The 13,471-nt window shown below is 67.7% G+C and carries 10 protein-coding genes and 3 pseudogenes; 9 read left to right on the top strand and 4 right to left on the bottom strand.

The window, feature by feature from the left end; all coding sequences use genetic code 11:
- The first annotated feature begins 93 nt into the window (after positions 1 to 93).
- The 4 genes and pseudogenes from ACWGJ2_RS01150 (at position 94) to ACWGJ2_RS01135 (ending at position 4,531) form a co-directional block, all read left to right on the top strand.
- Positions 94 to 993, top strand: coding sequence for a TauD/TfdA family dioxygenase (locus tag ACWGJ2_RS01150; protein ID WP_453343795.1), 900 nt, complete (start codon positions 94 to 96; stop codon positions 991 to 993).
- 495 nt (positions 994 to 1,488) lie between these two features.
- Positions 1,489 to 1,977: pseudogene (locus ACWGJ2_RS01145) on the top strand (IS110 family transposase); the annotation flags it as partial.
- A 235-nt stretch (positions 1,978 to 2,212) separates the two neighbouring features.
- Positions 2,213 to 2,632, top strand: coding sequence for a DUF2637 domain-containing protein (locus ACWGJ2_RS01140; protein ID WP_453343794.1), 420 nt, complete (start codon positions 2,213 to 2,215; stop codon positions 2,630 to 2,632).
- 129 nt (positions 2,633 to 2,761) lie between these two features.
- A complete protein-coding gene (locus tag ACWGJ2_RS01135) occupies positions 2,762 to 4,531 on the top strand; it encodes a hypothetical protein (RefSeq protein ID WP_453343793.1) in 1,770 nt (589 codons plus the stop codon).
- A 407-nt stretch (positions 4,532 to 4,938) separates the two neighbouring features.
- Here ACWGJ2_RS01135 and ACWGJ2_RS01130 read toward each other — a convergent pair whose 3' ends face one another.
- The gene (locus ACWGJ2_RS01130; protein WP_453343792.1) at positions 4,939 to 5,184 is read right to left on the bottom strand and encodes a hypothetical protein; all 246 of its coding nucleotides are present in this window, start codon (positions 5,182 to 5,184) and stop codon (positions 4,939 to 4,941) included.
- Between the two features lie 1,020 nt (positions 5,185 to 6,204).
- Here ACWGJ2_RS01130 and ACWGJ2_RS01125 point away from each other — a divergent pair.
- The 5 genes from ACWGJ2_RS01125 to ACWGJ2_RS01105 all read left to right on the top strand — a co-directional run bounded on the left by ACWGJ2_RS01125 (position 6,205) and on the right by ACWGJ2_RS01105 (position 12,508).
- Complete coding sequence (locus ACWGJ2_RS01125) at positions 6,205 to 7,071, top strand: hypothetical protein (RefSeq protein ID WP_453343791.1); 867 nt, start codon at positions 6,205 to 6,207, stop codon at positions 7,069 to 7,071.
- Between the two features lie 134 nt (positions 7,072 to 7,205).
- Positions 7,206 to 7,508: a pilin gene (locus tag ACWGJ2_RS01120; RefSeq protein WP_453343790.1), complete on the top strand. Its 303-nt coding sequence runs from the start codon at positions 7,206 to 7,208 to the stop codon at positions 7,506 to 7,508.
- Positions 7,509 to 8,002: 494 nt separating this feature from the next.
- On the top strand, positions 8,003 to 9,499 hold the full coding sequence (locus ACWGJ2_RS01115; RefSeq protein WP_453343789.1) for a hypothetical protein: 1,497 nt from the start codon (positions 8,003 to 8,005) through the stop codon (positions 9,497 to 9,499).
- Positions 9,496 to 10,557 carry a PrgI family protein gene (locus ACWGJ2_RS01110; RefSeq protein ID WP_453343788.1) on the top strand — a complete coding sequence of 354 codons (1,062 nt, stop codon included), beginning with the start codon at positions 9,496 to 9,498 and terminating at the stop codon, positions 10,555 to 10,557. Before ACWGJ2_RS01115 ends, ACWGJ2_RS01110 begins: the two co-directional genes overlap by 4 nt.
- 58 nt (positions 10,558 to 10,615) lie before the next feature.
- A complete protein-coding gene (locus tag ACWGJ2_RS01105; RefSeq protein WP_453343787.1) occupies positions 10,616 to 12,508 on the top strand; it encodes a VirB4 family type IV secretion system protein in 1,893 nt (630 codons plus the stop codon).
- Positions 12,509 to 12,725: 217 nt separating this feature from the next.
- On the opposite strand, the pseudogene ACWGJ2_RS01100 reads toward ACWGJ2_RS01105, so the two are convergent.
- From ACWGJ2_RS01100 to ACWGJ2_RS01090, 3 genes and pseudogenes are all read right to left on the bottom strand, one after another.
- Positions 12,726 to 12,887: pseudogene (locus ACWGJ2_RS01100) on the bottom strand (transposase); the annotation flags it as partial.
- Positions 12,888 to 12,943: 56 nt separating this feature from the next.
- Positions 12,944 to 13,096, bottom strand: a pseudogene (locus ACWGJ2_RS01095) (transposase); the annotation flags it as partial.
- A 22-nt stretch (positions 13,097 to 13,118) separates the two neighbouring features.
- Positions 13,119 to 13,439, bottom strand: a complete 321-nt coding sequence (locus ACWGJ2_RS01090; RefSeq protein ID WP_453343786.1) for a trypco2 family protein — start codon at positions 13,437 to 13,439, stop codon at positions 13,119 to 13,121.
- Positions 13,440 to 13,471 lie beyond the last annotated feature (32 nt).

Raw genomic sequence — 13,471 nt, 5'->3', positions numbered from 1 at the left:
ACGCGGCAGACCCGTTCATCCGGGGCGCCCGCCGCTCCGGTAGGCAAAATCCCTTGACCGCCCCGACCAGCCATGCAATGAACAGTGAGAGGCATGCGCTGGAACGAGCCCTCGGAAGGTGACAGCGTGCAACAGCTGCAAGCCGACTTCAGCGATCCACGGTGCGCCCAGCCCGTGGACTTCGCGAAGCGCGACGCCCCGAATCAAATCGTGAACATCATCGAAGAACGCGGTTTCGCCGTAGTCAGGATGACCGAACCAGGGCCGCCCGACGACAAACTCACTTCACTGGCCGCGGCACTGCGACTCGGAAATCCCTACATTCCAGCTCTCTACCGCTACACGGAGACGAAGGAATACTCCGGTTCCTACAGCCACATACGCAGTGACACGAAGGACCAGCACCCCGGGTTCAGCACCACAGCAGGTCAAGCCTGGCACGTAGACGGTCTCCTCGACGACATCGGCGACATCAGGACCACCATCCTCTACTGTGTCCGCGCCGCTCACCGGGGTGGTGAGACTCTCCTCTTCAACTCGCTGGCCGCCTTCGCCGAACTCCGCGATTCGGACCCGGCAGCTGCGGAATCACTCCTCTCTCCCAATGCGCTCAACCGTCGCTCCACTCTCCCTGCCATGGACGTCAGCTCCACAGGCCCGGTGTTCGCGGTGGACGAAGCGGGTAACCTCCTCACCCGCTACACGGACAACGACACCTGCACGTGGGACTTTTCAGTCGGCCCACGCGGCGGCCTACACAGAGCACTGGCCTTTCTCCGCACGGCAACCAACAATCCACGATACCGAATGGCAATACGCCTTGCTGCCGACGAAGCCCTGATCTTCCGCAACGACCGTCTCTCCCACGGTCGGCATCCCTACGAGGACAAACCAGACGCCCGCCGCCACCTGATCAGAGCATTGTACTCAGAGGTCCCCAGCTATCATGCATGCGAGATTGGTAGGGGACTCCCAACATCGCGCGCCCAATAGCTGGATTCCGAACTCAGTTACAACCCGGAGCATGGGAGGTGCTGACCAGCTGGTAGGGGCGAATTGACGGGGATTCAGGTTAGCTCGTTCAGCCGGGTCGAACCCGTTGAGATTCGGGGTGACCCCGACGCTGACTTCTACTCCGCGCAGCGCGAGGCGCAGACGGGCCTTGAGCCTCCGGACGTACGGGAGAACCGGGATGTTGGTCGCGTCGAGGTCGCTGAGCCCATGGAGAAGCACCCGATTGAACCGGCGCAGGCCCGGCTCGACGAGAGGCGGATCGCACCGAGGCGGGAGCAGATCCCCTCCAGCAACGTGGTGTTGAGGCCACGCAGGTATGGCTCGACCGCGACTTCGACGGGCCCGGCGGCGGTCAGTCCTCGCCGGATGCGCCCACCGACGGTGCGCGTCCCCCAGTCGAGCGCGTCCTGGATGCGGTCGGCGGTCCGCCGCGCGTGGGCTGTCCTGCCACCGTCGTCGGGGACGAGCGTGATCCTGCCGAGCCTGTCGATGCGGCGTCTCGCCGACCTCTACCCGGCGAGACGAAGACCGATGCCCGCGACGCGGCCGTGATGGCGGACGCCGCCCGGACCAGGCCGCACAACCTGCACTCGCAGGAACTCACCGACGCAATCATCGCCGAATTGACCCTCCTCGTCAGCTTCGACCAGGGCCTCGTCTCCGAGGCCACCCGCACCTCCAACCGCATCCGCGGCCCGCTCAACCAGTTCCACCCGCCCCTGGAACGCGTCTACGGGCCCCGTCTGGATCACCAGACTGTCGCCTGGTTCCTCGAACGCTACGGATTCCCGGCCGCTCTACGAAAGGCTGGCCGCCGCCGACTCATCGAGACGGATCCGTCCCAGGACCCCGCGCATGGCCACACGACTGATCGGTGGCGTCTTCGAGGCATTGGACGAGCGGACCGTCACGGTCCCGGGCACCGGCACCCTCGATATCGCGATCCTCTCCCTGGCCCGCTCGACGCGGCTGGAGGTGGGGTGATGCGACGACCGAGCCGCCTCTTCTCCCGGGCCATCAACGCCACGAGGACCAGCCCTGAGACGAAGATCGCGCAGAGACCGGCCCCCTCCCGCAGGCCGGAGACACGGTTCGAGGTGGGGGTGGGGCGTACCGGTGCTCTGCTGGTGGCGAGGGTAGGGGTGTATGCCTCCTAGGGCACCAGCGGGAATTCACGTTGCTCGGCGGAGCCGACCGCGTGAGCGCGGCACTGTGGCCGTTGTCCGTCGACGGGCTGCTCCTCCTGGCAACGATCGGGCTGCTGAAGCAATCAGGCCCCGCACCGACGCCCAGACGGTGGGTCGTGTGGACGGCGTTCCTCCTGGGCGTCGCCGTGTCACTGGCGGCCAACATCGCCGCGGCACCCTCCCTGGAGTGGCAACCAGTACTGGGGGCGGGCTGGCCACCGGTGGCCCTGCTGTCCATCGAGCTGCTGGCCCATCGAGTTCCCATACAAGCCGAGGAGACACCTGGCTCAAGAGCGGCTTCGGGCAGCGAGGACGCCTCGCACAGTACCGGTGATCCGCTGCTACCCGAAGCTGTCGAGAGGGATCTACGGCACCGCTCGCTGCGCCAGCGCCCCATCTCGGTGGGAAACCCACATCGAGGCTGCTTCTAGCAGTACGCCCGGGAGGAGCGCACCGGTTTTCCCGAACCGATCCGCCGCCTTCCGCCCGCCCCCTACGCTCCCCCCGAAAGAGTGTGATCACAACGTGACGCCCAGTCAGAACGTGTGTAGGGGAAAGACATGGTGAGTGTGCGGACGTACGGGCTGTGGGAGCACCTGGCGATGAGCGAGGATCTGCCGGATGAGGCGCTGCCCGCGGTGGTCGAGGCGCTGTGTGCGACCTCCCGCTCGTGGTACGGCGTCGACGACCGCGGAGAGGAATGGCGCAAGAGGGCTCTCGAAAAGGCGCTGCCGTCTCTGCTGAGCCGGGCCACCGCGCCGGAGCAGCGTCGGCGGCTGCTGGCGCAGTGCCACGACAAGCAGCTTGCCGACCTCGCCGGGCAGGGCGTGGTCACGGCCGCCGACCTGTCGGCGATCCTGCGCACCCACCGCCCGACACCAGGGCTGATCATTGGTGTGGCCCGGCACGCCGACCAGCTCGACCACGCGATCGGGCTGCTTTCCCACCTGCACGACATCGACCTTGAGCACGTCGTCACCGACTGGAACCCGCACCGCTACCGCCCGAACGCCGAGCCGTTCCCTCCTGTGCCCCCGGCGCTCGTTGACGCGGTACTGGAATACGCCCTCGCCCCGCTCGTCCACCTCCTGGAACACCCCGGGCAGCACGAGGGCTGGAAGACCTGCGAACGTTCCATGTCGGGCATGCCCCTGGACTTCGGGGAGGGGCCCGCGTGGCGCATCCTCACCGCCTGTCCCGAACGCTGGCCCGCGCTGGTCCAACACCCCGCGCTCGGCACCGCCGTGCAGCACCTCCTTCTCGACCACGCCGAAACAGAGGCACACCACCACCGCCCGTCCACGTCCGGCGGCTCCTGCTCCGGTCATGGCACAGAAGAGAAGCCGTCCGAGCAACCGGAGCCGGCGCTCACCACCGACATGCTCCAGGCATGTCTGCCTGCCCTGTGCCTGACGGAGATGGCCGCTCTTCCCAAACCCAGCGTGACCGCCCGCGTCCGTCTCCACCGCATCGCCGAACGGCTGCGCCACAACCCACGCCTCGCCGACATCGCGGGCGAACAGTTGCACGCGACCGCCGACGAATGCGTACGCCGTGGCCACTTGCTCAGCCCGCCCCGCACAGTCAAGGAGGACCACGGCTACAAGAACTTCACTCTGGCCGAGGATTTGGCCCTGCTCAGCACCAACCCCACGCACCTGGCCAAGTCCTGCGTTCTGCTCGGCGGGCTGGAGCAACCCCGTCTCGTCGCCACCCCGCCAAGCCCGCGCCTGGCCCGCATCGGCGAAGGCTTCGACTTCAACACCCCCGTACGGCTGCTGCAACACAACTTCCAGCACCGCCGGGCCGAAGCCCTCACCGCGCTGGCCGGCAACCCGCATACCCCACGCACAGCGCTCACGGAGGCACTCTCCGATCTGCACCCGGCCGAACTCGCCTGGATCGGAGACCAGGACAACGCTCCCAAATGGCTGCGCGAAGCCGCCGCCAAGGCCGCCCCAGCCCAACAAGGGGACGGGATCCTGCGTCTGCTCACCGACGACGAACTCGACCGCCGCCCCGGCCCCGCCGCCGTCCTGCAGTCCTGGCTCGACGCGTGCAAGACCGACAGCCTCCTATCACGGGACGAAGTGCACGACACCGTCCTGCGCTCCCGCCACCATTCGATCGACCACCTGCGACAGATTCCTGCCGACACGGTTCTCACCTGGGGCACGACCGAGATCGCGTCACTCCTCCTCGCCCGGTGCGGCACCGTCCCCCGTCGGTGGAACGCCCTGCTCACTGGTGTCGGCTTCGACCCCGGCACCAAAGACATCACCTTCGGCGAGCTTCTGGACAGCCTGGAAGAGCAGACCCCGACCTCATAGACAGTGCTCACCGCGAACCTGCACGCCCGGGGTGGCCCCGCCCAGCGCCCGGCGACTCCCCTTTGCAGACCCGGCAGTTGATGCGCTGAACTGATGCGCAGCCCGCGGGAGCGAAGCTCATCGTCATGACGCCCCCTATTCCTTACTTCCCGAATCATAATCTTGGTCAGATGCGTCGGTGTGGGCCGCATCCGAGCTGTGAGTACGTCGCCGATGGGCTCTGCGCAGCAGACGCAGTAGCGCCTCCGCGGCCGGCGGAGTCAACTCTGGAGGCTCAGCGGGGACGACGACAGTCACCTCGGGCAAACCTTCTTGGCCAGGGGCAGCATCCACCGCAACATCTGGCTGGGCCCACCCCACGTTCCCGCCAGCAGAAGGGTCGGGCTGACGTGGATCATGGGGGCGAGTCATGGACGTCCTGCTTCCCACACCCGTGCGTAGCCAGAGACCGGCACGATGGCCAGACTCACGCCGCCCTCCCCGGCTTGCAGCAGGCACCAGCTCAGCACCGCGCAAGGACCGATCAACCGCCCTCGCATGTAGTCACTGTGGGTGATGACAACGAGAGTACCGCCCGGCTTCTGGAACTCGTCCCAGTGGCTCTCGGTGACGCGGACGCGGTCGGAGTGCCCCGACGCAACGAAAATGATCACGGTACCGAAGGGACCAGGACCGATGGTGGTCGACTTCACGTCCCTGGGCGAGTCGGTCGCGTGTCTCCAAGGTCCGCATGCGGACTCTGGAGTGGGCCCAGCCCCTGGTCCTGGACCCCGCCGGGGTGGGGCCCTTCGTACCTGGAGGGGCCGACCGAGTCGTGCGGCGGTCTGGGCAGCGCCCATATGTCCGGCCGGGAGACCGTACACAGACTCGGGGGAATGCGGGGCAGGCGCCAGCTTGATGAGGCGTCCAGCACCCGCCCCAGAATCGCCCTCGTATCCGGGTGATTTTCCTCCAGGGCGACAGGCCAGACCGAGCTCGGACGCCTTCGCACGTGAACGGGTGTGCCGGTGCCCGACAGCGCCGATGCCACCAGTTCTCAGTGCGCCAGTCAGATTCCTACGATGGCTGCCTTCTTCCTTGGCCAGCTTGATGCCTCGATGGGTTGTCATGCCGGCTCCTCTGAGATTGTCGTACCGCATGCACGCCAATAAAGACCGGGTTTCGGGCTGAATTTGGACATGTCACGCGGGGCTCGTTGCACCTCCCCTTCACATATGGTCTGGATCTCACGGCCCAACGGTTCGCAACCGAGTCATCAAGAGACGGGAGCCAAAAGCACCCGTGTCTCCTAAATCTCTTAGTCAAGAGGCTCTACTCACTGCCACAGTGCGCCTAGTGCACGACAAGTCAGCAGCTCAGGGGCATAACCAGGAGCTGAAGACGCCCTTTCCCTAGGGCTGCCCCCTGATTCGACATGGCCTGCATTAATTCGAATTTAAGCGACGCTTGGCACCACAGAAGAATGGATGTCCGCCATCTTATTTCTTTCCTGGTCTTACCTTTTCAGCGGCATGAATTTCATGAAGCCTCGTTCTCCATCTAGATGAAGGAGGCTCTTCATGGCTGGCAGGTCTCACCCCCCTCACCCGGTTCAACGGCGCGAGCCACAGTTGCCACTCGATACCGCCCGGCAATGCTTTTCCTGGCTGGTGTCCGAACCGGTCCCGCTGTCTGTGAACGGCCGAGACTTCCCGGGGCTGCCCAACCGGCTCGTGCCACTGGACGAGTTGCGACACCGGATGCTGAGGCGGCGCTGCCCGCGTCGCACCCGGGACACCGTCTGGGCCTACTTGGTGCAGCGCTCACGGGACGAGGGCGCCACCTGGACGCTGGCGTGCGCCGGAATGGCGCTGCCCGCGCTGGCCAGTACCGCTCGGTGGCTGGCCACTCGCTATCCAGGCGACGCGTTCGACGTGCACGCCGAAGTTCTCTCCGGCTTCCTCGACGGTCTGGCGCGCATCGACCTGCACCGCCCGCGGGTGCTGGTACGACTGCGCTGGGCCGCTTATCGCGCCGGTTACGCCGCGCTCACCGAAGCCCTGGACGCGCCGACACCGGTGGCTCCAGGCTTCCGCTCCTCGCCGCCTCGGCCGCCGTGGGGGCACCCGGACCTCGTTCTAGCCGAGGCGGTCCGTCAGTCAGTCCTGACCCGGACCGAAGCCGATCTGATCGGCGCCACGCGGTTGGACAAGTCCTCCATCACCGACTGGGCAACCGCCCAGCAGACCACCGTCGATGCCGCCTACAAGGCCCGTCAGCGTGCCGAGGGTCGGCTCGTCGCCTTCCTACGCGAACGAAGTCACGACACGGACCCGGCAGACCCTGTCGCCTCCAGCGTGCTGGCTGTCCCCGCGCCCTCCGTCCGGCAACGCTCCTCGCACCCATCACGTGCTGTGACCGGTCAGCCGGAGGGTGGCCCGGGTAGCGCGACGCAATCGGCATCGGAGGCGGTGTCCAAGAAGCGGGCGAAGGGCGGCCTTCTCGGGCGCGGAGGGAGTTCGCCCTCCATCGCGCCCATGTCGTCTTCGGAGGTTCCCTGATGTGCCCGAGAGCATCGCTGCCGCGTCATAGCCAACCGGGTCAGGCATCCGGACAGGAAGGCAGCGGCTGCCGGGGCTCTACAGCGCCGAGCGGGTGCCGACGGGCCCTTCAGTACCTGCTGTTTGTCGCCCTGATGACGGTCACGTCGGTGGCCCTGTCCGCCTCGGCGGTGCAGGCCGATTCGGCGCACGTGCTGGCCCTGGCCAAGTCGGTGGACGAGGTCCTGGACAACATCCGTAACTGGATCATGGGCATTCTGGCTGGTCTGGCCACGGTGTTCCTGTCCGTCGGCGGAGTGCGCTACGTCATGGCCGCGGGCGATCCCGGCGAGGTCGAGAAGGCGAAGACCTCCTTCAAGAGCGCCGGCTGGGGCTACGGTCTCGCCGCGCTGGCCCCGCTGGTCGTGGAGATCCTCAAAGGGATCGTGGGTGCGTGATGGCCGTCGTACGGCTGCACCGCTCGCGCGGCCCCCACCCGTCCGTCGCGCTCGCCCCCGGCGTCACCTCCGCCTTGGGTTCCACCGAGCCGTCCGCCTCGCCTCTCGATCGTTCGCGCCGCGCCGGGGAGACCCGCTCGGCCTGGGCCCGAAAGCGCGTCCTGGCGGCGGGGGCAGGCGCAGTGCTCGCCGTGATGGTGGTGGGAGGGCTGCTGGCGCCCAGCGCGCAAGCCGTGCCCGAGGCCCCCTCTCCTCAGCCGTCCAGCACCGCGTCGACCCCTCCCAGCACCCCCGCGCCACGCCCGTCCTCCGGGAGCTCCTCTCCGAACGGTGCTGATGCCACAGCAACGCTGGAAGATCCTTGCGAATCTCCGTCCGACGGTCAGTCGCCCTCGCGCTGCATACCCCAGCCGAGCAGCGACGCCTCCACCTCCGTTCCCGCGCCGGGCGGAGGCAGTGGGGGCGACGACGGCAGTGGAGAAGACCCAGGTGGTGTGGTCGGCTGGATCGTCGACGGCGTCAACAGCGCCATCACGGGCTTCTTCAAGGGGCTGGTCACCGAGGCCCTCAACCCGTTACTGGAACTGCTCGGCAAAACACTGCTGTCCACCCCGACGCTGGAGCAGCTCCCGCGAGTGGGAGAACTGTGGACGAACTCTTGGCAGATCATGCTCGCTTGCTACGGCATCCTGATCATGATCGCCGGTGTCGTGGTGATGGCCCATCAGTCCGTCCAAGCTCACTTCTCCGCCAAGGAAGCCGCTCCCCGCATCATCCTCGGCTTCCTCGCCTCGGCCCTGTCCCTGTTCGTCGCCAACGAGGCCATCGCCCTCGCCAACGCGCTGAGCCGGGCCCTGCTCGGGCAGGGCGTGGATGAAGAGGACGCCGCTCTCGTCCTGGAAGAACTGATCATGGATGCGATCAACGACGGCATATTCGTGATCCTCCTGGGCGTGCTCACCGCTGTGATGCTGCTGGCCGTCCTGATCACCTACGCGGTGCGGGTCGCTCTCACCGTCACCCTGATCGCCGGAGCGCCGCTGGCGCTCATGTGCCACGCCCTCCCGCAGACGGACGGCATCGCCCGCTGGTGGTGGAAGTGCTTCGGCAGCCTGCTCGCGATTCAGATCGCCCAGTCGCTGGTCCTCATCACCGCGCTACGCCTCTTCCTCGACCCGGACGGCTTCATCCTGATCGGCTCGAACAGGACCGGCCTGGTCAACCTGATCGTCTGCCTCGCGCTGATGTACATCCTGTTCAAGATCCCATTCTGGCTCCTGGGCTCCCTCCGCTCCAGCCACCGCCGTTCCTTCGCCGGGAGCCTCGCCCGCACCTACGTCGCCGCCAAGACCTTCGGAGTGCTCCGCGGCATGACCAGATCCACCGCTGCTGGCGCGGCACCACGCACTCGTGCCTGGCGGAACAACGCTTCCGCCCCCTCTTCCGGCTCCGCCCAGAGCAACACGAGCACCACGGCACCGGGTGCTCCTCGCCATGCTGGGCGGGTCGGGCGACGTCCGCCTGGACCGGCTCTGTTCCGCGAGCCAGTTCCCGGGGCAGCGCCCCGGTTCGGCCCTGCGATCGGCCCACCCGACATGCCCGTCTTCCGTCCGCCCGCCACGTCACCCGGCGAGGGCTCGTCCGCCTCGTCCTCGCCTCCGTCGCCTCGGCCGACGGAGCCGCCCGGTCCGCCCACCTTCCGGCAGCCCGGCCCCACCACGTCCCCTCCCGCGCGGCACACAGGTCCGGCCGAGGCCCCTGGACGACCACACTTCCGCCCGCCCACCCGGCACGCCCCCACCCCACCCAGGCGAGCCAGCGGTCCACCCCCACCGAGCGCCTTCCGTCCGCCGGTGCCCGAGCCCGATGCCCCACCGTCGCGGAGGCGCACCAGCGCGCCCCCTCCCCCGACGTTCCGCTCCCCACCTCCCGCGCGCACTCCCCCAACCCGTCAGCGCCCAGGGCGGAGCGCCGGAGGTGACCGTCGATGAGCCAGTCGGTACGCATCCCCGCTGATGTCGATCGCGAAGACACCGTCCTGGCCAACCTCACCGCTCGCCAACTGCTCCTCCTGGTGGTCACCGGCATCGTGCTGTACGGGACATGGTCAGCCGCCCGCTCCTTCCTGCCACTGGCGGTGTTCCTGGCCGTGGCCGTACCTGTCGGTGCGACCGCGGCGATCCTGGCCCTGGGGCGCCGCGACGGCATCTCGCTGGACCGGCTGGCCCTGGCCGCTGTACGTCAGCGCATGACGCCCCGCTACCGGGTAGTCGCCCCCGAAGGCATCCTTCCGGCTCCCACCTGGTTGGCAGACCGCATCGTCCAGGACGGTCAGGACGCCCCGGTCGCCAGCAGCACCTCGTCGGCCGCGCTGGGGTTGCCGGCCGAAGGCGTCACGGAAGCCGGGGTGGTGGACCTCGGCCCGGAGGGAGTCGCGGTTCTCGCGGTATGCAGCACCGTCAACTTCTCCCTGCGCACCCCCTCTGAGCAGCAGTCGCTGGTGGGCGTCTTCGGCCGCTACCTGCATTCCCTCACCGCCCCTGTCCAGATTCTGGTGCGGGCCGAACGACTGGACCTCTCCTCTCAGATCAGCGAGCTGCGCGCCCAGTCCGCCCAGTTGCCCCACCCAGCGCTGGCAGAAGCCGCCCGCGAGCACGCGGACTACCTCGTCCAGCTCAGCGCCCAGACCGAACTGCTGCACCGTCAGGTGGTTCTGGTCCTGCGCGAAGCGCTGTCCGGCCCGGACCGTCCAGTCGACGGGCTCGGCGGCGCCTCTCCCCTCGCCATATTCACAGGACGCTCCCGACCACGCAGCCCCGAGCGCTCTTCGGCGCAGGCAGCCCGACGAGCAGCGGAGACTCGTCTGGTCCGTCGGCTCATGGAAACCGCCGACCTGCTGCGCCCGGCCGGGATCCTCGTCACTCCGCTGGACGCCGGACTGGCCACTGCCTTGCTGACCTCCGCCTGCAACCCCGACAGCCTCGTACCGCTGTCCAGTGGTCTCGCAGGAACGGATGAGGTCATTACCACCGCCCGGGCCGATCCCTGACACGCCGACTCCAGGCCCTCGCCCCGGCGCAGAAACGTCCGCGAAAGGAGGTGTCTCCGTGCTCCGCCGACGCGCTCGCTCCTCACCGGTCTCCCAGCACAAGACGCCTGGCCCGGGCACGCCGTCGCGAGGCACAGGAACCTTCGCCCCCGACTCGCTGGCCGTCCACCCCCGTCACCTGGAGGTCGGAAGCGACCAGGTGGCGTCCTTCGCCGTCACCGACTTTCCCCGAGAAGTGCAGCCCGGCTGGCTGCAACCTCTGCTGACCTACCCGGGGCGGGTGGACGTCAGCGTGCACATCGAGCCGATCGACCCGGTCACCGCCGCCAACCGCCTCAAACGGCAACTCGCCAAACTCGAATCCGGCCGACGCTACGCCGAAGAGAAGGGGCGCCTGCTCGACCCCCACGTGGAGGCCGCTACCGAAGACGCCTACGACCTCTCGGCCCGCATCGCCCGTGGCGAGGGCAAGCTCTACCGCCTGGGCCTCTACCTGACCGTACACGCGGTCAGCACCGAGGAACTGGCCGACGAGGTGGCCGCGGTCCGCTCGCTGGCAGCGAGCCTGCTGCTGGACGCGAAGCCCACCAGCTACCGCAGCCTGCAAGGCTGGATCACCTGCCTGCCGCTGGGCCTGGACTTGGTACGGATGCGCCGCACGTTCGACACCGCCGCGTTGTCGGCGGCCTTCCCGTTCACCAGCCCCGACCTGCCACCGCCCGACCCCACCTCGGCCTCCGCCCCCTCCGGGGTTCTGTACGGGTACAACATCGGCAGCCAGGGCCTGGTCCACTGGGACCGCTTCGCGCTGGACAACCACAACAGCGTCGTCCTCGGCCACTCCGGAGCGGGCAAGTCCTACCTGGTCAAACTGGAACTGCTGCGCTCGCTGTACCGCGGCGTCGAAATCCACGTCATCGACCCCGAAGACGAATACGCCCGCCTCACCCGGGCGGTCGGCGGTACCTACGTCCACCTCGGCGCCGAGCAGGTCCGGCTCAACCCCTTCGACCTGCCCGTGCACACCCGCCCGGACGGCCGCCGCAGCGCGCCGAAAGACGCTCTGATCCGACGAGCCCTCTTCCTGCACACCGTCATCGGTGTCCTGCTGGGAACCGAGCTGACACCGACCGAGCGGGCCCTGCTGGACCAGGCGATCACCGCCACCTACCAGCACGCGGGAATCACCGCCGACCCACGCACCTGGTCCCGCCCGGCCCCGTTGCTCGCCGACCTGGCAGCCGCCTTGGAGCGCTCGGAGAACCATGAGGCGACCCGCCTCGCCGCCCGGCTGGCCCCCTACGTGAGCGGCGCCTTCTCCGGACTGTTCTCCGGACCCACCACCACCCGGCCCGAAGGCCACCTGGTCGCCTTCTCCCTGCGGGATCTGCCCGACGAACTCAAACCGATCGGCACCTTGCTGACGCTCGACGCGACCTGGCGACGGGTATCCAACCCCGCCATGCGCCGCCGTCGCCTGGTCGTCGTCGACGAAGCCTGGCTGCTCATGCGGGAGCGCGCCGGAGCGGACTTCCTCTTCCGGATGGCCAAAGCCTCCCGCAAACGCTGGGCCGGGTTGACCGTCGCGACGCAGGACACCGCCGACCTCTTCGGATCAGACCTCGGCAAGGCCGTCGTGGCCAACGCCGCCACGCAAATCCTGCTTCGCCAAGCCCCACAAGCCATCGATGAGATCACCCGCACCTTCGACCTGTCTGACGGCGAACGGCAGTTCCTGCTCTCGGCCGACCGCGGCCAGGGCCTTCTGTGCGCTGGCACGCAGCGAGTGGCGTTCGAAGCGATCGCCTCACCCACGGAGCACCGACTGGTCACCACCGACCCGGAAGAGCTCGCCTCCTACTCCAAGCGTGAGACCCCTCATGATACCGACGAGCCCTACCTGGAACTCGAAGCAGTCGACTTCACAAGCGGCTTCAGGACCGACAGATGACCGCCAACGAGGGGTGCAGCTTTGCCACTCGGGCCACAACGCGCCCTTGCAGTTCCCCTTTGGAAGCGGCCGGAAGAAGTGGTTGAAGCCCGCAGGCGATCAGCCGTCCTCGTAAACGGTCAGCCAGCCACCACGGTGACACGAAGATCTCCGCGCGGCGAAGGCTCGGCTCCTTCAGCGCACGGAGATTCCATCGGTGATCAACCGCTTAGAGGAGTTAACACAAAGCTTGGACGCGTCTGTAGGTGATCACGCAGCAGGCGAGTTTGAGGAGTGCTTCGTGGATGTCGTCGCGGCCCTGGAAGCGGATGCGCAGGCGGCGAAAGCCATGGATCCAGGTGTTCGTGCGCTCGACCACCCAGCGCACGGTGCCGGAGCCCGGAACCGCAGCCAGCAGGTCATGCCGGAGTCGAAGCCCAGTTCCTGCGGCAGTCAATCCCACTGGATGCCAGTGTGCAGTACGAACAGGATGCCCTGCAGGCACCGCCGGTCATCCAGCGGCAGGCGACCCGGATGGAACCGCCGACGTTGCCGCACCGGCAACAACGGCTCCAGCCGCTGAGGCCGACACGGGCACACCGACACCATCAGCCCCTTGTGTCAGCTCCTCTTAGTCATTCGTGCCGCGTGTTCCGCCCGTACGGCTCACCTTTACGCGCCCGCCCGTGGCCGTTTCCGGTTTCAAGTCGACCTGGACCTGGTGCGTTGTTTGGCGATCCACCGTGCCGCCGAATTCGGCGGTCACTACGCCGATACGGACGCCGCCGCGACCGGTGCCGGTGCGGTGGACCTGGACGGTGAAGGTGAGGTTGACGTTCTCCACGGTGAAGCCGACCTCTCGGTCCTGGGCTTCCGCACGGGCTTCTTCCAGCTCGCCCCGGATCTGACGGATCACCTCAGTCAGTCCTACAAACTCCGGCTCGTTTGACAACTCGCCCCCCTGGAGGCCCCTTATTTTCTTGA

It is taken from the genome of Streptomyces sp. NPDC054796 (genome assembly GCF_053611545.1).
Note: the sequence above shows the minus strand (reverse complement) of the source record. Positions and strands in the feature narration are given on the sequence as shown.